The organism is Pseudomonas nitroreducens (assembly GCF_010994165.1).
GTDB lineage: Bacteria > Pseudomonadota > Gammaproteobacteria > Pseudomonadales > Pseudomonadaceae > Pseudomonas > Pseudomonas nitroreducens.
Genome location: NZ_WMBX01000004.1, coordinates 426,109 through 447,978 on the forward strand (window position 1 = coordinate 426,109; position 21,870 = coordinate 447,978).

At 65.4% G+C, this 21,870-nt stretch carries 18 protein-coding genes; 15 read left to right on the forward strand and 3 right to left on the reverse strand.

The window, feature by feature from the left end:
* Positions 1-222: 222 nt before the first annotated feature.
* The 8 genes from GJV37_RS19575 to GJV37_RS19610 all read left to right on the forward strand — a co-directional run bounded on the left by GJV37_RS19575 (position 223) and on the right by GJV37_RS19610 (position 10,765).
* Positions 223-1,344, forward strand: a complete 1,122-nt coding sequence (locus GJV37_RS19575) for a PAS domain-containing protein (RefSeq protein ID WP_024767258.1) — start codon at positions 223-225, stop codon at positions 1,342-1,344.
* Between the two features lie 10 nt (positions 1,345-1,354).
* Positions 1,355-2,791, forward strand: a complete 1,437-nt coding sequence (locus GJV37_RS19580) for a sigma-54 interaction domain-containing protein (RefSeq protein ID WP_054909494.1) — start codon at positions 1,355-1,357, stop codon at positions 2,789-2,791.
* Positions 2,792-3,222: 431 nt separating this feature from the next.
* The gene (locus GJV37_RS19585) at positions 3,223-3,822 is read left to right on the forward strand and encodes a dimethylamine monooxygenase subunit DmmA family protein (RefSeq protein WP_024767257.1); all 600 of its coding nucleotides are present in this window, start codon (positions 3,223-3,225) and stop codon (positions 3,820-3,822) included.
* On the forward strand, positions 3,819-4,787 hold the full coding sequence (locus GJV37_RS19590) for a PDR/VanB family oxidoreductase (RefSeq protein WP_170858077.1): 969 nt from the start codon (positions 3,819-3,821) through the stop codon (positions 4,785-4,787). Before GJV37_RS19585 ends, GJV37_RS19590 begins: the two co-directional genes overlap by 4 nt.
* Before the next feature lie 14 nt (positions 4,788-4,801).
* Positions 4,802-5,818 carry a heme-dependent oxidative N-demethylase family protein gene (locus GJV37_RS19595; RefSeq protein WP_024767255.1) on the forward strand — a complete coding sequence of 339 codons (1,017 nt, stop codon included), beginning with the start codon at positions 4,802-4,804 and terminating at the stop codon, positions 5,816-5,818.
* A gap of 107 nt (positions 5,819-5,925) precedes the next feature.
* A complete protein-coding gene (locus GJV37_RS19600; protein ID WP_038803759.1) occupies positions 5,926-7,455 on the forward strand; it encodes an APC family permease in 1,530 nt (509 codons plus the stop codon).
* Between the two features lie 458 nt (positions 7,456-7,913).
* A complete protein-coding gene (locus GJV37_RS19605; RefSeq protein ID WP_170858079.1) occupies positions 7,914-10,061 on the forward strand; it encodes an adenosylcobalamin-dependent ribonucleoside-diphosphate reductase in 2,148 nt (715 codons plus the stop codon).
* A gap of 17 nt (positions 10,062-10,078) precedes the next feature.
* The gene (locus GJV37_RS19610; protein ID WP_038803760.1) at positions 10,079-10,765 is read left to right on the forward strand and encodes a TSCPD domain-containing protein; all 687 of its coding nucleotides are present in this window, start codon (positions 10,079-10,081) and stop codon (positions 10,763-10,765) included.
* Positions 10,766-11,048: 283 nt separating this feature from the next.
* Here GJV37_RS19610 and GJV37_RS19615 read toward each other — a convergent pair whose 3' ends face one another.
* On the reverse strand, positions 11,049-11,999 hold the full coding sequence (locus GJV37_RS19615; RefSeq protein ID WP_170858080.1) for a homoserine kinase: 951 nt from the start codon (positions 11,997-11,999) through the stop codon (positions 11,049-11,051).
* Between the two features lie 34 nt (positions 12,000-12,033).
* Positions 12,034-12,321, reverse strand: coding sequence for a DUF2782 domain-containing protein (locus GJV37_RS19620; RefSeq protein WP_024766803.1), 288 nt, complete (start codon positions 12,319-12,321; stop codon positions 12,034-12,036).
* 74 nt (positions 12,322-12,395) lie between these two features.
* Here GJV37_RS19620 and polA point away from each other — a divergent pair, with 74 nt between their 5' ends.
* Entirely contained in the window at positions 12,396-15,146 is a 2,751-nt protein-coding gene (polA, locus tag GJV37_RS19625) for a DNA polymerase I (protein ID WP_170858081.1), read from the forward strand.
* Positions 15,147-15,424: 278 nt separating this feature from the next.
* Here polA and yihA read toward each other — a convergent pair whose 3' ends face one another.
* Entirely contained in the window at positions 15,425-16,087 is a 663-nt protein-coding gene (yihA, locus tag GJV37_RS19630) for a ribosome biogenesis GTP-binding protein YihA/YsxC (protein WP_037014250.1), read from the reverse strand.
* Between the two features lie 180 nt (positions 16,088-16,267).
* Here yihA and GJV37_RS19635 point away from each other — a divergent pair, with 180 nt between their 5' ends.
* From GJV37_RS19635 to GJV37_RS19660, 6 genes are all read left to right on the forward strand, one after another.
* Positions 16,268-16,558: a c-type cytochrome gene (locus GJV37_RS19635; RefSeq protein WP_170858082.1), complete on the forward strand. Its 291-nt coding sequence runs from the start codon at positions 16,268-16,270 to the stop codon at positions 16,556-16,558.
* A gap of 47 nt (positions 16,559-16,605) precedes the next feature.
* Positions 16,606-17,211: a c-type cytochrome gene (locus GJV37_RS19640; protein WP_017521245.1), complete on the forward strand. Its 606-nt coding sequence runs from the start codon at positions 16,606-16,608 to the stop codon at positions 17,209-17,211.
* 179 nt (positions 17,212-17,390) lie between these two features.
* Positions 17,391-18,032, forward strand: coding sequence for a thiol:disulfide interchange protein DsbA/DsbL (locus GJV37_RS19645; protein WP_024766808.1), 642 nt, complete (start codon positions 17,391-17,393; stop codon positions 18,030-18,032).
* A 12-nt stretch (positions 18,033-18,044) separates the two neighbouring features.
* Positions 18,045-18,917, forward strand: a complete 873-nt coding sequence (locus tag GJV37_RS19650) for an endonuclease/exonuclease/phosphatase family protein (RefSeq protein ID WP_038803481.1) — start codon at positions 18,045-18,047, stop codon at positions 18,915-18,917.
* Positions 18,914-20,914, forward strand: a complete 2,001-nt coding sequence (locus GJV37_RS19655; protein ID WP_170858083.1) for a diguanylate cyclase — start codon at positions 18,914-18,916, stop codon at positions 20,912-20,914. Before GJV37_RS19650 ends, GJV37_RS19655 begins: the two co-directional genes overlap by 4 nt.
* A 180-nt stretch (positions 20,915-21,094) precedes the next feature.
* On the forward strand, positions 21,095-21,865 hold the full coding sequence (locus GJV37_RS19660; protein WP_024766810.1) for a DeoR/GlpR family DNA-binding transcription regulator: 771 nt from the start codon (positions 21,095-21,097) through the stop codon (positions 21,863-21,865).
* Positions 21,866-21,870: the final 5 nt, after the last annotated feature.

Sequence of the window (21,870 nt, forward strand, 5' to 3'; positions counted from 1 at the left end):
TCCATCGCCGCGCGCGCCGCTGCAGCAATGCAACGGATATTCTGCAAACTGCGCTGCACGCTTGCATGGAGTGCTGCGATTTTGCACACACCCCTTCAGCACCCCCGCGGCGCACGGGCGTTTCAGGCTGGCATGCAACATGCCTTGCTCTCCCTGCGGGCCGCCGAGTGGCCGCACCGTCGTGTTGGGAATCTGCATTGGAGATCTGCCTTGGAGGGAGAAATTGACCCGCTAAAACTGCTGCTGGACAGAGGCCTGTTGCTGTCCGACAGCCTGACGTCCCAGGGACGCTTCATCGAAGTCTCCGCCGAGCAGACCGACCAGCTCGGGTACCCGCCTGGCTCGCTGGACGGCCAGGGTGCCGAACTGATCTACACCGCCGACTCGCTGAACGCGCTGATGCAGCTGTTTGCCAACCCGCCGGCCGATGAGCGCGTGCAGGACCTCGAGTTGACCCTGATCCGCCACAGCGGCGGCCTGCTGCCGGTGCTCGCCAGCGGCGTGCTGCAATGGCGCGACGGCGAGCCGGCGCGCCTGCACCTGGTGAAGATGCCGCTGGGGCCGGTCAGTCGTCGCCTGGGCGAGCTGCAGAGCGCCAACGAAGTGATGAGCCAGATGCTCTTCAGCGCGCGAGTGGCCTACTGGTGCATCGAGTTCGCCGAGTCGGTGGACGTGCGCGAGACGCCCGACGAGATCGTCCGCCAGGTGTTCGAGAACCGCTCCTACTGGCGCATGTGCAACCGCGCCATGGCCAACATCTACGAGATGCCCGCCGACGTCGATTTCAGCGAACAGCCGGTGCGCCTGTACTGGCCGCGCAGCCCAGCCAACGAGGAGTTCGTGCGGCGCCTGATCGAGGCGGAATTCCACGTCGATGGCGCGCTGTCGGTGGACCGCCGTCATGACGGCTCGCCGGCCTACGTGGAGAACGACGTGCGCGCCAGCATCCACAACGGCCGCCTGCTGCGCATGTGGGGCAGCCTGCGCGACGTCAGCCAGGAGCTACGCATGCAGCACGACGCCGAGCAGCGTATCGAAGCACTGCGCCGGGTGTTCGACGCGGTGCCCGACGCGGTGCTGGTGATCGACGAGGCGGCCCAGCCGCAATGGCGCAACGCGGCCTTCGAGCAGACCTTCGGCATCACCCGCGCCGCCGGCCTGGCCTCGACACTGAACCGCATGCCGCTGCCCGAACGCACCTGGCAGGTGCTCGACCTGCCGGACCAGTTCGGCAACTACCAGTCCTTCAACAGCCACTGCTCGCGCATCCTCATCCGCGAGGGCGTGGCCTGGCGCGTCTTCGTGCTGCGCTTGGCGAACAAGGCGACGGAGCTACATCCATGAGCAAAGAAGCATGAGCGAAGAAGGCTTCTTCGCGCCGCTACGGATGGGCATGCGCTCCTCGGTCAGCGCGTCCGGGGAGATGCTCTCCGCGCTGCTGGAGACGCCGGCGTTGCATGCCCTGCTCGACAGCTTCAGCGAGGCGCTGATCGTCTGCGACGGCGACTCGCGGGTGCGCTTCATCAACCTGGCGGCGGAGCGGGTCAACCGCGTCACCCGCGTCGATGTACTGGGCCTGCCCGACGTGGACTTCTTCCAGCGCTCGGCGCTGCAGTTCGACGATTTCCAGCAGGCTCTGCGCCGTGGCGGCAAGAGTGCACTGACCCGCTCCCGCGATGGCCGGGTGTTCCTCACCCGCGCCCAGGCCGTGCCCACCGGTGCCTACGAGAAGCCCTACAACCTGCTGATCCAGCGCGAATACGAGCCGGGCACCGCCGGCAGCCTGCGCAGCCCCTCCGGGCGCGCCTCGACCACGGACCTGCAGGGCCTGGGCGACCCGCAGGACAATGCGCTGCACATGTCGCCGCTGCTCTCCTCCATCGCCGACATGGGCGTTCGCGCCTTCCGCCGCCGCGCGCGCCTGCTGCTGCTCGGCGAGCCCGGCGTCGGCAAGACCGCCATCGCCCGGCACATCCACCGCGCCGCCGGCTGGGGCGACCGGCCCTTCATCGACGTGAACTGCGCGAGCATCCCCGAGACGCTGTTCGAGTCGGAGATGTTCGGCTACGAGCGCGGCGCCTTCACCGGCGCATTGCAGTCGGGCAAGCGCGGCTATATCGAGAGCGCCTCGGGCGGCACGCTGTTCCTCGACGAGATCGGCGAGATCCCGCTGCAGGTACAGGCCAAGCTGCTCAAGTTCCTGGAAGACGGCACCATCCAGCCGGTGGGTTCACCGCTGTCGAAGCAGGTCCAGGTGCAGGTGATCGCCGCCACCAACAAGGACCTGCGCGCCCAGGTCGCGGCCGGCGAATTCCGCGCCGACCTCTACTACCGCCTGGCCGTGCTGCCGGTGGAAATCCCGCCGCTGCGCGCCCACCGCGACGACCTGCCGGTGCTGATGGACATCCTCCTGGCGCGGATCAACCGCGACCGCCAGCCGCCGCTGCGGTTGTCCTCGGCATGCCGCGAACGCCTGCTGGGCTATGACTACCCCGGCAACATCCGTGAGCTGGTGAACATCTTCGAACGCCTGGCGGTACTGGCCGACGATGTCGCCGATGAACTGCACCTGCCGCCGGAGCTGCTCGGCGCACCGCCGGCCGGCAGCCCCGTCGCGCTCGACGAACCGGCTGCGGCCATCGACGACCAGCCGCTCAAGGCCCAGGTGCAGCGCTACGAACGCCAGGTCATCCTGCGCGCGGTGCGCCTGTGCGGTAGCAAGCGCAAGGCGGCGATCCACCTGGGCATCGACGTCGGCACGCTGATCCGCAAGTTGCAGCGGGACGACTGAGCGCCGCCTGACATAGCGCGCCTTGTCCCAAAGCCCCTCACCCCAGCCCTCTCCCAGAGGGAGAGGGCTGGGGTGAGGGCAGCCGCAGGCACCGAGGTACGACAAGGTTCGCGAACAAGGACTAAGCGCTCCCTTCTCTCCTGCAAAAGCCCACCATCCATGCATCCGCGGGACTACCCGGTCACGCGGCTTTTACGCATCCAGCACAAATGCCCCTGCGACAATCCACCGCTGCATCCCTGCCTACAGCCGTTGTCATTTCTGCTTACACCTCTGATCTCGTATTTTTACTTTTCCTTTAAATTTCAATTACTTAACTATTTGGCACAGCCTGTGCTCTGTGTATCTCCGACCCGTGACCGTGCGCGGGTCCTCGAATCGCGCTGGCGCTCCTGACCGAGAGAGCCGGCAGTTCTGGAGGCACAAGAATAATGCTCATCACAGGTATCAAGAGCCGGCCGGTCTACGACCAGTTGCGCCCGCTCGCCGGCGGCAACCACCACATCATCGCCGGCCAGGGCAGCGGCGGCAGCGCCATGCTCCGTCTGCTCGCCGAAATGCCGCGCACCGCGCCCATCCGCGTGCTGTATTCCAGCGAATCCTTCTCCGGCCAGGATCACCTCGCCGCCCTGCGCGACATCACTGACGTCGAGCTTTCGATCTACCCGAGCAACCGCGCGCTGGTCGATGACCTGCACGCCCTGCTGGGCCAGTCGCGCATGGGCACCCGCCTGTACCTGGCCGGCTCCGAGAGCTTCATCGGCACCGCCATGCAGGCCGCCGACGCGATCAACCTGAACAAGGACGAAGTGCTGCGCGAGCACGCCGGCTCCTTCGTCCGTCGCGTCTGGTGCGTGCATTGCGACGGCTACACCGAGAACGTCACCCAGCGCGTCTTCGACTGCCCGCATTGCGCCCGCACCCTGGTGGTCCGCGACCACTACTCCCGCCGCCTCGCCGCCTTCCAGGCCGTGAAGGCTGACGCCGAAGTCCCCGGCGAACTGCCGGAAGCCGAGGAGCTCGACACATGAGCCAGTCCAACGGAACCCTGAATGTCCGCGTCACCCGTATCGAGCAGGTGACCCCGGAGATCAAGCGCTTCACCCTGGCCTCCACCGACGGCGCGCACCTGACCCCATTCTCCGGCGGCAGCAACGTCGTGGTGCTGATGCCCCACGCGGCCGGCACCTACCGCAACGCCTACTCGCTGATGAGTTCGCCCTACGACGCCAGCGCCTACCAGATCGCCGTGCGCCGCGTGGAAGAAGGCCGTGGCGGCTCGAAGCACATGCACGACGTGGTGAAGGAAGGCGACGAGCTGGAAATCCTCCGCCCGGTGAACCTGTTCCCGCTGAGCAAGCACGCGCGCCTGCACCTGTTCATCGCCGGCGGCGTGGGCATCACCCCGGTGTGCTCGCAACTGGCCGAGCTGCGCCTGCGCGGCACGCCCTTCGAAGTGCACCTGGCGGTGCGCGGCGACGCCCACGCGCGCCTGGGTGAAGAACTGCTGCAGGAATACGGCGACGCCGTGCGTCTGTACCGCGACGAGCGAGGCGAGCGCCTGGACATTTCGGCGGTGCTGGCCGACCGGCCACTGGGCAGCGACGTCTACGTCTGCGGCCCCGAGGGCATGATCCAGGCAACCATCGATGCCGCCCACGCCCATGGCTGGACCGACAGCCACATCCACTTCGAGCGCTTCCTCGAACAGGGCAGCGTCGGCGAGGCGTTCCAGGTGACCCTGGCGCGCAGCGGCGCGACCATCGACGTGTCGCCCGACCAGAGCCTGCTGGAGGCCGCCGAGGCTGCCGGCCACGACATCCCGTACCTGTGCCGCGGCGGCGCCTGCGGCATGTGCGAGACCAACGTCCTCGAACTGGAGGGCGAAATCCTCCACACCGACGACTGGCTGTCCGACGAGGACAAGGCCGCCAACAAGAAAATCATGCCCTGCGTGTCGCGTGCCAAGTGCTCGCGGCTGGTCATCGACTGCTGAGCCGGAGAACGACCATGACCATCCAATTCCGCCCCGACGAAACCTACCGCGACGATTACACCTACGCCAACAGCCAGGCCTGCATCGACCGCGCGCCCTGGCCCTTCCCGGACGACGAGTACATGTACTCGATGAACCTGGAGCCGCACGTCAGCGTGGGCAACGATGCCTTCCGCGCGGTGTTCGACATCGACGAGCACTACATCAGCGAGTGCCGCGACCGTGCGATCACCCTGGAGAAGGACCCGGGCATGCACTACGTCTCCGCGCCGCACATGATGGAGGCGCAGTGGGACCTGCTCGAGCTGATCATGGAGTCCTATGCCAAGGACTACCCGGAGTACTTCTCCCTGGAGAAGGACGGCACCCGCTGGCACTGGACCAACAAGCTGCTGAACATCGACGACACCTTCACCTTCGGTGATCCGGCGACCCTGCCCTACGAGCCGATGGAGTACGTCACCCGCCAGGCCCAGGGCGACTGGGTATTGCAGGAAGAACGCGACGGCACCCTGTACTGGGGCGCGGGCATCGCCACCCAGCGCGCCGACTACTCGCTGCGCTTCAACCTGGGCATGGCCTGGCACGAGTTCCACGGCCCGGTGCCGCTGGTGAAGGAAACCGGCATGCTCGACCGCGCGTTGAAGTTCCTCCTGCGTCTGCGCAACGGCCACCCGGTGCGCCGCCTGAACTGGTCGCTGACCGTCAACCCGCGCCTGGACGTGTCCGCCGAGTCCCTGCCCCAGTGGGCGCCGGACCGCACCACGGTGACCGCCGAGAACGCCGGGAAAAAGGTCTACTTGCGCATCGAGCTGCAGCCGCTGCACCGTCTGCCGCGCAGCAATGCCATCGTGTTCCCGATCCGCACCTACCTGCTGAGCCTGGAAGACATCGCCACCAACCCGGCGTGGGCCAAGCGCATGCACCGCGTGCTCAAGTCCCTCAACCAGGAACTGGTCGACTACAAGGGCTTCACCCGCTACCACCAGCAGGCGGTGGAGTGGCTCTCGCAGTTCGACGACGGCCAATAACGGTCGCGCAGCACACACAACTACAACCCCGAAAAGGGAACCGGCGGGCGTCGTGAGGCCCGCCGGCCGATTGCCTTCTGCCCATCAACCCCTGAGAGGAAACAACGATGAGTGGGTCCCCTGCCAAGCGTGCCGCTGGCGTTACCGATCAAGACGCCGAGCAGCTCGCTGCCCTCGGCTACAGCTCCAACTTCGAACGCAGCATGGGCCTGTGGGAGAACTTCTCCCTGGGCTTCACCTATCTGTCACCCGTGGTGGGCGTCTACACCCTGTTCGGCCTGTGCCTGGCCGCCGGTGGTCCGCCGATGTTCTGGACCTACCTGCTGATCGGCCTGGGCCAGTTGCTGGTGTGCCTGGTGTTCTGCGAAGTGGTCTCGCAATTCCCCATCTCCGGGGGCGTCTACCCCTGGGCCCGTCGCCTGGTGGGCAAGCGCTGGGCGTGGATGGTCGGCTGGGTGTATGCCTGGGCGTTGTGTACCTCCATTGCCGGCATCGCCGTGGGTGCCAGCCCGTACATGGCCGCCATGCTCGGTTTCGACATGCACGGCAACGCCGCCATCGGCATCGCCCTCGGCCTGATCGCCCTGTCCACCGTGCTCAACCTGTCCGGCACCAAGCTGCTCGCCCGCGTCGCCATGTTCGGCTTCATCTGCGAGCTGGGCGGTGCGCTGCTGGTGGGCGGCTACCTGCTGATCTTCGAGCGCCACAACGACTTCAGCGTGCTGTTCAACACCTTCGACATCAAGGTCGACGGCAGCTACTGGCCGGCCTTCCTCGCCGCGTCGCTGGCGGGCCTGTTCCAGTACTACGGCTTCGAGGCCTGCGGTGACGTCGCGGAGGAAACCCCGAACCCCGGCAGGATGATTCCCAAGACCATGCGCATGACCATCTATATCGGTGGTGCAGCGGCGATGTTCGCCTGCCTGGCGCTGATCCTCTCGGTGCCGGATATCCAGCGCGTGATCAACGGCGAAGACACCGATCCGGTGACCACCATCCTCGCCAACGCCTTCGGCCCGGTGGGTTCGAAGCTGGTGATGGCGGTGGTGATGGTGTCGTTCGTCTCCTGCGTGCTGAGCCTGCAGGCCGCCGCCAGCCGCCTGCTGTTCGCCTATGCCCGCGACGAGATGATCGTCGGCAGCAAGGCCCTGTCGAAGCTCAACAGCAACCACGTACCGGCGGTCGCGCTGATGGTGGCGGGCGTGATGCCGGCCGCAATCGTCTGCCTGGGCCTGTTCATGGCCGACGCCGTGGCCACCATCGTCGGCTTCGCCGCGATCGGCATCTACATCGCGTTCCAGCTGATCGTCGTCGCCGCGCTGCTCGCCCGCGCCAAGGGCTGGGCACCGGGTGGCCAGTTCACCCTGGGCAAGTGGGGCGTGCCGGTGAACGTCGCTGCGCTGATCTATGGCGTGGCGGCGATCACCAACATGGTCTGGCCGCGCACCCCGGACGCGCCCTGGTACATGAACTACTCGATGATCCTCACCACGGTGATCGTGCTCGGCGCCGGCCTGCTCTACATGCTGCTGGCCAAGCCCTACGACAAGGGCACTGCGCCAGCGGGCGACGCCCACCGGATTTCCCGCCGCCAACCATCCGTGCGCGCTGCGGGCGCGCTGACCGAACCGGCTTGATCGCAACGTTGACGCAATTCGGGCCATACGCCTGAGGGGCTGCGTCTGGAGCGCCCCCTTTCCCCGGTGACGCTCCCCCGCGTTTGCGCAACGGACCACCATCCCCGCGATGGTCGGTCCGTTTTTTTATGGGCGAGGTAAAACACTTTTGCAGGAGCGGACTCCGTCCGGGCTGTTCCTCCGGCCAGCTCGGAACCGATGATGCTGTGCTGCGTCTTCGCCGCGCCTGATCGTCGCACCATCCTGCCTGAAATTTCCCCACGTGATTTGCGGCCGACGCCCCGCCAATCGTCGCTTTCGTGCATCTTTTTCAGCGTCTTCCGATCAACCGTCTATCGTGTGTAATGGTGCGAGCCAGGCACAAGATATTGATACCGGTCAGTCTTCTGTGTCTACATATTGGGTCTACTCGCGCTCCTTTGCGCCTGCCACCCAACCGACAGGAGGTTATTTCTCGGATGGCCAAGACCGATGCGCGCCCCCGTGGCGCCGACCAAGGAGTTCTCGCCCTGCAACCTGCCTCGCAGGACATCTGGGACAGCAAGTACCGCCTCAAGCACAAGAGCGGGAAACCCATCGACGGCAGCGTCGACGAGACCTGGCAGCGGGTCGCCCGCGCCCTGGCCGACGTCGAGGCGAACAAGGCCCTGCGCGAGCACTGGTACGAGCGCTTCCTCTGGGCATTGCGCAATGGCGCGATCCCTGCCGGGCGGATCATCTCCAACGCCGGCGCCCAGGGACACAAGCCGGCCACCTCGACCATCAACTGCACCGTGTCCGGAATCATCCGCGACTCCATGGACGACATCCTGGAGAAGGTCCACGAGGCCGGCCTGACCCTGAAGGCCGGCTGCGGCATCGGCTACGAATTCAGCACCCTGCGCCCGCGTGGCGCCTATGTTTCCGGTGCAGGCGCGCACACCAGCGGGCCACTGTCTTTCATGGATATCTACGACAAGATGTGCTTCACCGTCAGCTCCGCCGGCGGCCGCCGCGGCGCGCAGATGGGCACCTTCGACGTCAGCCATCCGGATGTACGCGAGTTCATCCGCGCCAAGCGTGAAGACGGCCGCCTGCGCCAGTTCAACCTCAGCCTGCTGATCACCGACGGCTTCATGGCGGCGGTGGAGAACGACGAGGACTGGCCGCTGATCTTCCCGATCCACGAGAAGGAGCGCGACGAAGTCGACCTCAAGGACCCGGACGAAGTCGTCTGGCGCGACTGGCCGGTGCACGACAACTACCTGGTCGGCGACGACGGCCGCGTGGCGTGCAAGGTCTACGGCCGGGTCAAGGCGCGGCACCTGTGGGACATGATCATGGTGTCCACCTACGACTACGCCGAGCCCGGCTTCATCCTCATCGACCGGGTCAACGAGATGAACAACAATTGGTGGTGCGAGGCGATCCGCGCCACCAATCCGTGCGGCGAGCAGCCGCTGCCGCCCTACGGCTCCTGCCTGCTGGGCTCGGTGAACCTGACCACCTTCGTGGTTGATGCCTTCGGCGGCAACGCACGCTTTGACTGGGAGCGCTACCGCGAAGTGGTCCGCGTCTTCACCCGCATGCTCGACAACGTGGTGGAGATCAACGGCCTGCCGTTGGAACAGCAACGTGCGGAAATCCTCGGCAAGCGTCGCCACGGCATGGGCTTCCTCGGCCTGGGCTCGGCGCTGACCCTGCTCAAGCTGCGCTACGGCAGCCCGGAAGCCTGCGTGTTCACCGAGGAAGTGGCGCGCGAGATGGCCCTGGTCGGCTGGGAAGTGGCGCTGGAGTTGTCCCGCGAGAAAGGCCCGGCGCCGGCGCTGGTCAAGGAATACGAAGTCACCGCCGAGATGCTGCGCAAGCGGCCGGAAATGAAGGCCGATGGCTTCAAGGTCGGCGACAAGGTCGCAGGACGCGTGCTCCACGCCAAGTACTCGCGCTACATGCAGCGTGTCGCCGAGCATGCGCCGCAGCTGATCGAGGAACTGGCCCAGCACGGTGCGCGCTTCACCCACCACAGCTCCATCGCGCCCACCGGCACCATCAGCCTGAGCCTCGCCAACAATGCCTCCAACGGTATCGAGCCGAGCTTTGCGCACCATTACTCGCGCAATGTGATCCGCCCGGGCCGCAAGACCAAGGAGAAGATCTCGGTCTTCAGCTACGAGCTGCTGGCCTACCGCGACCAGATCGACCACCACGCCGTGCCGGGCGCGGAGGAGGAGAAGCACCGCCTGCCGGACTACTTCATCACCGCCGACGACATCACCCCGCAGCAGCACGTGGACATCCAGGCCGCCGCGCAGAAGTGGATCGATTCGTCGATCTCCAAGACCGCCAACGTCCCCACCGACTATCCGTTCGAAGACTTCAAGGACATCTACCTCTATGCCTGGCGCCAGGGCCTGAAGGGCTGCACCACCTTCCGCTTCAACCCGGCGGCCTTCCAGGGCGTGCTGGTCAAGGAGTCGGACCTGGAGAAGACGGTGTACCGCTTCGAGCTGGAAGATGGCAGCGTGGTGGAGCTCAAGGGCAACGAGGAAGTGGAGTACGACGGTGAGATCCATACCGCCGCCAACCTCTTCGACGCCCTGAAAGAAGGCTATTACGGCAAGTACTGATACCCCTGGAGAATGCTATGAGCGTCAAGATCAACCAGAAGATCAAAGGCTTCCAGGTGGTGGACGTGGCCGAGGAAAAGGCCCGTGTGGAAGCCGCCGCGGCCGCCGCCGTGGTGAAGATGGACGAAACCCTGCAGCGCCCCGAGCTGCTGGTGGGCGCCACTTACAAGATCAAGTCACCGCTGTTCGAGCACGCGCTGTACGTGACCATCAACGACGTGGTGCTCAACCCGGATACGCCGTATGAGCAGCGCCGGCCCTTCGAGATCTTCATCAACTCGAAGAACATGGACCACTTCCAGTGGATCGTCGCGCTCACCCGGATCATGTCCGCGGTGTTCCGCAAGGGCGGCGACTGCACCTTCCTGGTCGAAGAAATGAAAGCAGTGTTCGACCCACGCGGCGGCTACCTGAAGCGCGGCGGCATCTATATGCCGTCGATCGTCGCCGAAATCGGCGCGGTCATCGAGCGCCACATGGTTGCCATCGGCCTGATGGAAGGCCCGCAGCTGGACGAGGAACAGCGCCTGTACCTCGCCGAAAAGCGCGCCGCCTACGAAGCCGCCCAAGGCACTAACAAGGCCGAACCCGGCGAAGGCTTCCCCGCCGGCGCTCAGCTTTGCGGCAAGTGCAACACCATGGCGGTGGTGCAGATGGACGGCTGCGCCACCTGCCTGAACTGCGGGCATTCGAAGTGTGGGTGAGACGGAGCGACGCGACGTATACGTCGCGCCGGCGAACGCCTGGCCATGGATAGCCAGGCTGGGGTTGAACTCGAGCAGAGGAGCAACGGCAAGGATGCCAGCTCCGAATTAGATCTTTACGACGCCCGCACTCGTCGCCCGGCGAACGACCGGCCATGAATGGCCGGGCCGGGGCTGACCTTGAGCAGAGGAACAACGGCAGGGATGCCAGCTACGAGTTAGATCTTTACGCCACCCGATTCACGCCGGGTTGTTCTTTTGTAGGAGCGAGCCGTCGGAGCGTTTACAGCGCAAATGGCAAATGAATAGCCACCTTCTGCCGTTGCACCAGGCGTCGCTCGAACTCGCTCGGGTCGTGAATCAGCACGTCCTGCCCGGCGAATGCCTCGGCGGCAATCAGCCGCGACAGCCAGAAGCGCACACACGCCACGCGCAGCATCTCCGGCCACAACTCGGCTTCCAGCGCAGTGAACGGCCGCTTCGCCGCGTAGGCTGCCAGCAGCGCGCGAGCGCGCGGACCGTCAAGGGCGCCGTCGTCGTTGGAACACCAGTCGTTCACGGTGATCGCCAGGTCGTAAAGCATCCAGCCGGAGCTGGCGTTGTAGAAGTCAATCACCCCCGCCAGGTGCGGGCCATCGAACAGCACGTTGTCGCGGAACAGGTCGGCGTGCAGGTTGGCGCGCGGCAGCGTCGGTTGTTCGGCGAGCAGGCGGGCAATCTCTTCCAGCGCATCGCCCAGCAGGGTCGCGGCGCTGCCGCAAAGGTGCGACTGCATCGCCTCGCCCTCGTGCAGCATCCAGCTCAGGCCACGGTCGCTGGGGCGCTCGATGATCCGCTCGCGGGTTGCCAGGTGCAGGCGGGCCAGCAAGTCGCCGACCTCCTGGCAGTGATGGTTGTTCGGCGAGCGTTCGTGGCGGCCGGCCAGGCGCGGTTGCAGCAGCGCCGGTTTGCCTTCGAGCTGGCGCAGGGCTTCGCCGTCCTTCGTGCGCAGTGCATAGGGCACCGGCAGGTCGGCTTCATGCAGCACGTCGAGCAGTTCGATGAAGAACGGCATCTCCTGCACCGGGCCGCGCTCCACCAGGGTCAGGACGAATTCGCCCTGTTCCAGGCTGACGAAGAAGTTGCTGTTCTCCGATCCTTCCGCGATTCCACGAAAGTCGCGCAGGCGGCCGAGGCCGTAAGGAGCGAGGAAGTCTTCGAGAACCGGACGTTCCAGAGGCGTGAATACCGACATGCTCAATCCTCTGGAGCGTCGTGGTGGGGAGGGTTTACCAGCTGAAGATCTGCCACTGCGGAATCAGCTTGTCGGGCTGGTCCGAGCGGATGAAGTTGCCGTCGCTGCCGTCCTGGCGTACCAGGAAGTACGGCTTGCCGTGCTTGGGCACGACCTTGATGGCGTAGAGGAAGCCGTTCACGCGGTATTCCTGGATGGTCTTGTCGCCCTCCTGGCGGATGGTCACATCCGGTTCCGGCGTCGGGGCATCGTCCGCCGCCATGACGGAAGTCGCGCCAAGACCCAGTAGAGCGGCGAGCAACAGGCGGTTCAACGTACGCATGATAACCTTGTCCCTTTGTCGAATTGGCTACGGACATTTTAGCCCGAGCCCTTCTGAAAAGGTTGATTCCCCTCATGAGCCAAGCACCCCTCGTCCTCGTGGACGGCTCGTCCTACCTGTATCGCGCCTTCCATGCCCTGCCGCCGCTGATGACCTCCACCGGCATGCCCACGGGTGCGGTGAAGGGCGTGCTGAACATGCTCAAGAGCCTGCGCAAGCAGTACCCGGACAGCCCTTTCGCGGTGGTCTTCGATGCCAAGGGCGGAACCTTCCGCGACGAGATGTTCGCCGAATACAAGGCCAACCGCCCGTCGATGCCGGACGACCTGCGGGTGCAGGTGGAGCCGTTGCACGCCACGGTACGCGCCCTCGGCCTGCCCCTGCTCTGCGTGGAAGGCGTGGAAGCGGATGACGTGATCGGCACCCTCGCCCGGCAGAGCGCGGCTGGCGGTCGGGCGGTGGTGATCTCCACCGGCGACAAGGACATGGCGCAGCTGGTCGACGGGCACATTACGCTGGTCAACACCATGACCGGTAGCGTGCTCGACGTGGATGGCGTGAAGGAGAAATTCGGTGTCGGTCCTGAGCTGATCATCGATTACCTGGCGCTGATGGGCGACAAGGTCGACAACATTCCCGGCGTGCCCGGCGTCGGCGAAAAGACCGCCCTCGGCCTGCTCACCGGCGTGGGTGGCGGCCTGGATGTGCTCTACGCCAGCCTGAACAAGGTGCCCGAGCTGCCGATCCGCGGCGCCAAGGGCCTGCCAGCCAAGCTCGAAGAGCACAAGGACATGGCCTACCTGTCCTACAAGCTCGCGACCATCAAGTGCGATGTCGAACTGAACATCGAGATCGATGCCCTTCACCCCGGCGAGCCGGACCGTGAGGCGCTGACCGAGCTGTACCGTACCCTGGAGTTCAAGACCGGGCTGGATGACCTGCAGCGCCAGGCGGCCAAGGCCGGAAGTCCGCAACTGGCGCTGGAAGAGGCCCCGGCTGCGACGGCGGAGAAGCGTTACGAGACTGTCCTGGAGCAGAGCCAGTTCGATGCCTGGCTGAAGAAGCTGGAAGCTGCCGACCTGATCGCCTTCGACACCGAGACCACCAGCCTCGACCCGCAGCAGGCGCAGGTGGTGGGCGTGTCCTTCGCGGTCACGGAGGGTGAAGCCGCCTACGTACCGCTGGCGCACAGCTACATGGGGGTGCCGGCCCAGCTGGACCGCGATGACGTGCTCAAGGCGCTCAAGCCGCTGCTGGAGGATCCGAAGAAGCGCAAGGTCGGCCAGCACGCCAAGTACGACATGAACGTCCTGGCCAACGCCTCGACGCCCATCGCCGTGCAGGGCATCGCCTTCGACACCATGCTCGAATCCTACGTGCTGGACTCCACCGCGACCCGTCACGATATGGACAGCCTGGCGCTGAAGTACCTCGGCCACAGCACCATCCGCTTCGAGGACATCGCCGGCAAGGGCGCCAAGCAGCTGACCTTCGACCAGATCGCCCTGGAACAGGCCGGCCCCTACGCCGCGGAAGACGCCGACGTCACCCTGCGCCTGCACCAGACCCTGTGGCAGAAGCTGGAGGCCATCCCCTCGCTGGCCAAGGTCCTGACCGAGATCGAGATGCCGCTGGTGCCGGTGCTGGCGCGTATCGAGCGCAACGGCGCGCTGGTCGATGCCAACCTGCTGGGCAAGCAGAGCGTCGAGCTGGGAGAGAAGATGGTCGAGCTGCAGCGCCAGTCCTTCGACCTGGCAGGCGAAGAGTTCAACCTCGGCTCGCCCAAGCAGCTGGGCGCCATCCTTTATGAAAAGCTCGGCCTGCCGGTTCTGTCGAAGACCGCCACCGGCCAGCCGTCCACCGCCGAGAACGTCCTCGCGGAACTGGCCGAGCAGGATTACGAACTGCCCAAGGTGATCATGCAGTACCGCTCCCTGAGCAAGCTCAAGAGCACCTATACCGACAAGCTGCCAGACCAGATCAACCCGCGCACCGGGCGCATCCACACCAGTTACCACCAGGCGGTGGCGGCCACCGGCCGGCTGTCCTCCAGCGACCCGAACCTGCAGAACATCCCGATTCGAACCGCCGAGGGCCGGCGCATCCGCCAGGCCTTCGTCGCGCCCCAGGGCTACAAGCTGCTGGCGGCGGACTATTCGCAGATCGAACTGCGCATCATGGCCCACCTGGCCAAGGACGAGGGCCTGCTGGACGCCTTCCGCCACGACCGCGACGTGCACCGCGCCACCGCCGCCGAAGTCTTCGGCGTGCCGCTGGATGACGTGACCTCCGACCAGCGCCGCAGCGCCAAGGCGATCAACTTCGGCCTGATCTACGGCATGAGCGCCTTCGGCCTGGCCAAGCAGATCGGCGTCGAACGCAAGGAAGCCCAGGCCTACATCGACCGCTATTTCGCTCGCTATCCGGGCGTGCTGGCCTATATGGAGCGTACCCGCGCCCAGGCCGCCGAGCAGGGCTTCGTCGAGACCCTGTTCGGCCGTCGCCTGTACCTGCCGGAAATCGCCTCGAAGAACGGCGCCATGCGCAAGGCCGCCGAGCGCACCGCGATCAACGCGCCGATGCAGGGCACGGCGGCGGACATCATGAAACGCGCCATGGTGGCTGTGGATAACTGGCTGCAGGAAAGCGCCATCGATGCCCGCGTCATCCTTCAGGTTCACGACGAACTGGTGCTGGAAGTGCGCGAGGACCTGGTCGACCAGGTTCGAGATGGCATTCGGCCACTTATGAGTGGTGCGGCGGAACTGGACGTACCGCTGGTCGTCGAAGCAGGTGTGGGAGCGAACTGGGACGAGGCCCACTGATCGGCTGGACGAGCGGTCGGAAAGCACGCCAGCCGGGCTTTCCGGCTCGATTTGCCGAGCGCTTTCGGGCCTGCCGGAAAAAATCTTTTGTGACCTGCTGAACTTTCCCACAAAGAGCTGAGTCAGAACTCGTGAATGGCTGGTGAAGCCCTTCGATGCTCCTTTGCAGTGTTTAGTGTTGGCAGATTACTGGACCCCGCCCTAGCGGTCCGGACTTAAACCCCGAACTTCCCCCTCCCCATACGAAGCTCGGGGTTTTTTTTGCCTGCGATTCGGCCTCAGGCCTGCTCGCCGGCCTCCTCTTCTCCCTCATCCAGCAGCCCCAGCCAGCCGGCCAGGACCAATTGCGCCTCTTCCACACCCTGGCGCTTGGGCGCCGAGAACAGTTGCAGGGTCGCGACATCACCCCAGCCGTCGAGGATTTCCTTGCGGGTCTTGAGCAACGCGTTCTTCGCCGCGCCGTAGGCCAGCTTGTCGGCCTTGGTCAGCAGCACGTGGATCGGCAGCTGGCTGGCCTGGGCCCAGTCGAGCATCAGGCGGTCGAAATCGGTCAGCGGATGACGGATATCCATCATCAGCACCACGCCGGCTAGCGCATTGCGGCTGGAGAGATAAGCTTCCAGGTGCTGCTGCCAGTGCAGCTTCAGCGGAATCGGCACCTTGGCGTAGCCGTAGCCGGGCAGGTCGACCAGGCGGCGCTGGTCATCCAGGCGGAAGAAGTTCAGCAACTGGGTGCGGCCGGGGGTCTTGGAGGTGCGCGCCAGGTTCGCGTGGGTCAGCGCATTCAACGCGCTGGACTTGCCCGCGTTGGAGCGGCCGGCGAAGGCGACTTCCAGGCCGGAGTCTTCCGGGCACTGGTTCACCTTGGCGGCGGAAATGAGGAAAGTGGCCTGTTGGCAGAGGCCGAGAATCGGGTTTTTCGTAGCGTTATTCGAGGACATGGGTAACTTCGCGGCGGGTGCGACGCGGTGTCGCGGGGGGCGGTTTCGTTTCCGTTTGGGCATCTGAAGTATATAATGCCGCGGATTTTGTGTGCGCTTTATCCCCCAGGGTCGAGCCACACGGGAACGTTGGAGTCCGCGCAATCAAGAACGCGGATGTTCCCTGCGATGAGGATAATCATGAAGAAACTGCTGTTCGCAGCCATCGTTGCAGCGCTGACGTCCAGCGCCCTGGCGGCCCAGGATCCGGAAGCCGTTTTCAACAGAGCCTGTGGCGCCTGCCACAATGGTCAGTTGCCAATGGCGCCGAAGAAGGGCGACGCCACCGCTTGGAAGCCGCGCCTGGACAAGGGCATGGACACGCTGGTGCAACATGTGACCAACGGTTTCAACGCGATGCCGCCTCGCGGCCTGTGCACCGACTGCAGCGCCGAGGATTACCAGACAATTATCCAGTGGATGTCGAAGTAACTTCTCAGGCCTTACTCTTTCACCCTTAGCCGTTATTGGATTAGCTGATGAACAAATTGATCGTGAGTCTGCTGTTGACCCTGGGTCTTGTCGGTGTGGCGCACGCCGCTGGCGATGCCAAGGCCGGTCAGGCGAAAGCTGCTGTCTGTGGTGCCTGCCACGGCGCCGATGGCAACAGCATGGCGCCCAACTTCCCGAAACTGGCCGGGCAGGGTGAGCGTTACCTGCTCAAGCAGATGCACGACATCAAGGACGGCAAGCGCACCGTGCTGGAAATGACCGGCTTGCTGACCAACCTGAGCGATCAGGACCTGGCCGACATCGCCGCCTACTTCTCCAGCCAGAACGGCAGCGTCGGCGCCGCCGATCCCAAGCTGGTCGCCCAGGGTGAAGCCCTGTTCCGCGGCGGCAAGCTCGCCGAAGGCATGCCGGCCTGCACCGGTTGCCACAACCCGGCTGGCCAGGGCAACGCCGAAGCCGGCTTCCCGCACCTGGGTGGCCAGCACGCGGCCTACACCGCCAAGCAGCTGACCGCCTTCCGCGAAGGCGAGCGCACCAACGACGGCGACGCCATGATCATGCGCAGCATCGCCGCCAAACTGTCCAACAAGGACATCGCTGCGATCTCCAGCTACATCGAAGGTCTGCACTAAGCAGCCGTCCGGCTTCAACGCCGGATCGAAAAACTGCTTCGAAAAAAAGGGTGGCCTCGGCCACCCTTTTTTGCATCCTCCGCCACTACAATGCTGGAACCGTGTCTGGCCCTTCCGGTCAAACCGCTTCACCCCGCCGCGCGGCAGCGCGGCGGTTCCGCTCAGCCAAGGAGTGAACCATGCGTAACCTGATTTTCACCGCCGCTCTTGCCTTCGCCGGCCTGTTCGCCGTCAACGCGAACGCCGCCGACTTCGAAGCGGGCAAGAACTACACCGAGCTGAACCAGGCCGTCCCGGTCTCCCAGCCCGGCAAGATCGAGGTGGTGGAGCTGTTCTGGTACGGCTGCCCGCACTGCTATGCGTTCGAACCGACCATCAACCCGTGGGTCGAGAAGCTGCCGGCCGACGTTCACTTCGTGCGTATCCCGGCCATGTTCGGCGGCCTGTGGAACATCCACGGCCAACTGTTCCTGACCCTGGAATCCATGGGTGTGGAGAAGAAGGTGCACCACGCCATCTTCGAGAAGCTGCACAACAATCCCAAGGCCCTGACCACTCCGGAAGAAATGGCTGACTTCGTCGCCGAGCAGGGCGTGGACAAGGACAAGTTCCTCAGCACCTACAACTCGTTCGCCATCAAGGGCCAGATCGAGAAAGCCAAGAAACTGGCGATGGCCTATCAGATCAGCGGCGTGCCGACCCTGGTGGTCAATGGCAAATACCGCTTCGACATCGGCTCGGCCGGTGGCCCGGACGAGGCGCTGCAGCTGGCGGACCAGCTGATCGCCAAGGAACGCGCCAGCGCCAAGGCCGCTCAGTAAGGGCCGATGACGATGCTGCGCCGGCGGACTCGTGAGCGTGTCGCGGGAGCCTGCGTCCCTCGGGTGAATACGGCCCAGGGGACTTCCGCCGGCCTCCCCGACGACGGCCGGCTGCGCCTGCTCAGCTTCAACATCCAGGTCGGCATCAGTACCGAAAGGTACCGTCACTACCTGACCCGCGGCTGGCAGCACCTGCTGCCGGCCGCCGGTCGCGCTACCAACCTGCAGCGCATCGGCGAACTGCTCTCCGACTACGACGTGGTCGCCCTGCAGGAAGCCGACGGCGGCAGCATCCGTTCCGGCAACATCAACCAGGTCGAGCACCTGGCACAGCTCGGTGCCTTCCCCTACTGGTACCAGCAGCTCAACCGCAATCTCGGGCGCATCGCCCAGCACAGCAACGGCCTGCTCAGCCGCCTGCAGCCCACTGCGCTGGAAGACCACCCGCTGCCCGGCCCGCCCGGCCGCGGCGCGATACTCATGCGTTTCGGCGAAGGCAAGGACGCGCTGGCCGTGGTGATGATGCACCTGGCTCTCGGCGCGCGGACCCGCACCCGCCAGCTCGCCTATATCCGCGAGTTGCTGCAGGACTATCGCCACCACGTGCTGATGGGCGACATGAACACCCATGCCACCGACCTGCTGGAAAGCTCGCCATTGCGCGACCTCCAGCTCATCGCCCCGCAGGTCGAGGCCACCTTCCCCAGCTGGCGTCCGCAGCGCTGCCTGGACCACATCCTGCTCAGTTCCGAGCTGGCGCTGGAACGCGTCAGTGTCCTCCCGCACCCGATTTCCGACCACCTGCCCGTGGCCGTGGAAATCCGCCTGCCGGATGCTCTGCGTTCGTCCTCGTCGCTCGCCTTGCGCGGCGAGGCCCCTGAATGAGTCGCGACGACGACCAACGCTGGAAACAGAAATACCTGGATAACCTCGAACAGCAGGAGAAGCTCGAGCGCCGTTGGGATGCTCGCCTCGACCTGCTGCGTCGCGGCCTGGTGCGCAGCAGCCTGGCGGCCGAAGGCAGCGACAAGGCGGTGGACGCCTGCATGAAGGAGCTGCGCGAAGTGCTGCGCCGCGACGACATGGACGCCGGCCTGTCGCGCCTGATCCCGCAGCTGGAAAAGGCCGTGCTCGACTCCGAGCAGCGCCGCCAGCAGCGCATCGAGCAGAACGTCGCTGCGCTCAGCCAGCTGTCGCAGCAACTGCTGTCCCTGGACATGCCGGGTGACGTGCGCAAGCCGCTCAAGCGCCTGTCCAAGGACATTCCCAGCCGTGGCAGCTCCTCCCGCGAGTTGCCGGCGCTGCTCAGCGAGCTGAGCCGGCTGCAGCGGCAGGTGCTGGATCATTTCGGCAACGGTGGCGGGGAGCAGCGCCCCGGTTTCCTGCAGCGGCTGTTCGGCAGCCGTGACGGCGATGAGGTGGAGGAGCCGAACTCGGCATCCAGCACACCAGCCACCCCTGCAGACAGAACGCCGGTGACGGAAGCGGCGGTGGATCTTCCACCGGCCAACGAAATTCCATCTGCTGCACCTGCACCTGCACCTGCATCTGCCGAGGCGGCCGTCGTTGCAACGGCGGCCGAGCACGTCGTGGCGCAAGTCGAAATGGCTCCCCGGGTGGTAACGCCGGAACCTGCCGCCGCGCCTTCGCCGGTCGTGCGATCGGAGCCTGCCGCCGCTGCGCAGGTCATCGACAGGCCGACTGCAGTAGAGTCAGCCCGCCACGATGATTCCAGCCTGCTCGACAGCCTGCCGGTACCGCCGGGGTTGTTCGGCACGCCCGAAGACGCGCGCCAGGCCAATGACCCCTACGCCTTGCCGCCTCGTCCGGAGCCCGGCTACAGCGCGGTGGCGCCGCATATCGAGGCGAGCCTGCTACGCCTGCTGGACGAGATGCACCTGCCGGCCGCCCAGCAGGTCCAGGCCGAGGCGCTGCGTTCGCGGATCCACGGCAGCCTCAACTGGTACGAACTGGTGCCGGTGCTGGATGACCTGGGCGTCCTCGTACTCTCGCTCAACGACAGCGGCCAGCACGAGTTCGAAGGCTACCTGCACCAGCTCAACGAACGCCTGGGGGCTTTCCTCGACGGCCTGCAGGCCGTCCAGGAGAACCACAGCGGCTCCAGCTCCAGCGCCCGCGATCTGGACGATAGCCTGCGCGAGCAGGTCAGCGGGCTGCAGGAAAGCGTGCTGGAGGCCACTGACCTGGAGGGTCTCAAGCGCCATGTCGAGTCACGCCTGCAAGGCCTGGTCGGCACCATGGACCGCTTCCGCGAGGAGCGCGAGGTCCGTGAGCGCGAAGTAAGCGAGCGCATCCAGTCACTGGTGACCCGTGTCGCCAGCATGGAAGAGGAGGCCCGCACCTTCCAGGCGAACATCGAGGACCAGCGCCAGAAGGCCATGACCGACGCCCTGACCGGCCTGCCAAACCGCGCCGCGCTCACCGAGCGGTTGGACCTGGAAGTGGCGCGCTGGCAGCGCTACGGCGGCGACCTGCTGCTGGCGGTGCTGGACGTCGATCATTTCAAGCGGATCAACGACGACTTCGGCCACCTCGCCGGCGACAAGGTGCTGAAGATCATCGCCAACGAACTGGCCAAGCGCGTGCGCAAGACCGACTTCATCGCCCGCTTCGGCGGCGAGGAGTTCGTCGTGCTGCTGCCCGCCACGCCGCTGGAAGGCGGACAGCAACTGCTCGACGTGCTGCGCGGCGCCATCGAAGCCTGCCCGTTCCACTTCAAGGGGGAACGATTGAGCATCACCTGCTCGGCGGGCCTCACGGCCTTCCGCGAAGGCGAGCGCGCCGAAACGGTATTCGAGCGAGCCGACCAGGCGCTGTACCGTGCCAAGCGCGGCGGGCGTAACCGTCTCGAAGTCGACTGAGCACACTGCGTTTCCTGCAGGAGCGAGCTTGCTCGCGAACCCCGGCACCGCCGGTGAGTATCGCGAACGGGGCTCGCTCCTACAGAAGATCGCTTCCGTTCGTGCCAGAAAATCTTGACGAACGAAACAACATAGGTTTTGATTCGCACACTTATCTTTCGAATCGAAACTTAATCGTTCATGTCGAAACGCAATACCCCCCAACGCCGCCACGACATCCTGGCGCTGCTCGCCGACCAGGGCGAGGTCAGCGTGGACGACCTCGCGCGCCGCTTCGCCACCTCCGAGGTGACCATCCGCAAGGACCTGGCCGCCCTGGAAGGCAACGGCCTGCTGCTGCGCCGCTACGGCGGCGCGGTGCCGATGCCCCATGAGCTGATCGCCGAGCCGAGCCAGCCGCTGTCGCGCTACAAGCAGGCCATCGGCCGGGCAGCAGCCGCCTGCATCCGCGAGCACGCGCGGATCATCATCGACAGTGGCAGCACGACGGCCGCGCTGATCCCGGAACTGGGCCGCAAGCCCGGCCTGGTGGTGATGACCAACTCCCTGAGCGTGGCCAATGCCCTGCGCGAGCTGGAGCGCGAACCGGTGCTGCTGATGACCGGCGGCACCTGGGACCCGCATTCCGAATCGTTCCAGGGCCAGGTGGCCGAACAGGTGTTGCGCTCCTACGATTTCGATCAGCTGTTCATCGGCGCTACCGGGCTGGACATCGAGCGCGGCACCACGACCTTCAACGAACTGCTGGGCCTGAGCCGGGTCATGGCCGAGGTCGCCCGCGAGGTGATCGTCATGGCCGAGGCCGACAAGCTGGGCCGGCGTATTCCCAACCTGGAGCTGCCCTGGAGCAGCGTCCAGACCCTGATTACCGACGAACGCCTGAGCGATGAAGCGTTCGAACTGATCCAGGCGCGCGGGGTGAAAGTGATCCGCGCGCGCTGCGAAGACTAAGGAGA

Coding starts and splice junctions, on each gene's coding strand:
- GJV37_RS19580 (WP_054909494.1), top strand. CDS start 1,355: ATGAGCGAAGAAGGCTTCTTCGCGCCGCTACGGATGGGCATGCGCTCC.
- GJV37_RS19585 (WP_024767257.1), top strand. CDS start 3,223: ATGCTCATCACAGGTATCAAGAGCCGGCCGGTCTACGACCAGTTGCGC.
- GJV37_RS19590 (WP_170858077.1), top strand. CDS start 3,819: ATGAGCCAGTCCAACGGAACCCTGAATGTCCGCGTCACCCGTATCGAG.
- GJV37_RS19595 (WP_024767255.1), top strand. CDS start 4,802: ATGACCATCCAATTCCGCCCCGACGAAACCTACCGCGACGATTACACC.
- GJV37_RS19600 (WP_038803759.1), top strand. CDS start 5,926: ATGAGTGGGTCCCCTGCCAAGCGTGCCGCTGGCGTTACCGATCAAGAC.
- GJV37_RS19605 (WP_170858079.1), top strand. CDS start 7,914: ATGGCCAAGACCGATGCGCGCCCCCGTGGCGCCGACCAAGGAGTTCTC.
- GJV37_RS19610 (WP_038803760.1), top strand. CDS start 10,079: ATGAGCGTCAAGATCAACCAGAAGATCAAAGGCTTCCAGGTGGTGGAC.
- GJV37_RS19615 (WP_170858080.1), bottom strand. CDS start 11,999: ATGTCGGTATTCACGCCTCTGGAACGTCCGGTTCTCGAAGACTTCCTC.
- GJV37_RS19620 (WP_024766803.1), bottom strand. CDS start 12,321: ATGCGTACGTTGAACCGCCTGTTGCTCGCCGCTCTACTGGGTCTTGGC.
- polA (WP_170858081.1), top strand. CDS start 12,396: ATGAGCCAAGCACCCCTCGTCCTCGTGGACGGCTCGTCCTACCTGTAT.
- yihA (WP_037014250.1), bottom strand. CDS start 16,087: ATGTCCTCGAATAACGCTACGAAAAACCCGATTCTCGGCCTCTGCCAA.
- GJV37_RS19635 (WP_170858082.1), top strand. CDS start 16,268: ATGAAGAAACTGCTGTTCGCAGCCATCGTTGCAGCGCTGACGTCCAGC.
- GJV37_RS19640 (WP_017521245.1), top strand. CDS start 16,606: ATGAACAAATTGATCGTGAGTCTGCTGTTGACCCTGGGTCTTGTCGGT.
- GJV37_RS19645 (WP_024766808.1), top strand. CDS start 17,391: ATGCGTAACCTGATTTTCACCGCCGCTCTTGCCTTCGCCGGCCTGTTC.
- GJV37_RS19650 (WP_038803481.1), top strand. CDS start 18,045: ATGCTGCGCCGGCGGACTCGTGAGCGTGTCGCGGGAGCCTGCGTCCCT.
- GJV37_RS19655 (WP_170858083.1), top strand. CDS start 18,914: ATGAGTCGCGACGACGACCAACGCTGGAAACAGAAATACCTGGATAAC.
- GJV37_RS19660 (WP_024766810.1), top strand. CDS start 21,095: ATGTCGAAACGCAATACCCCCCAACGCCGCCACGACATCCTGGCGCTG.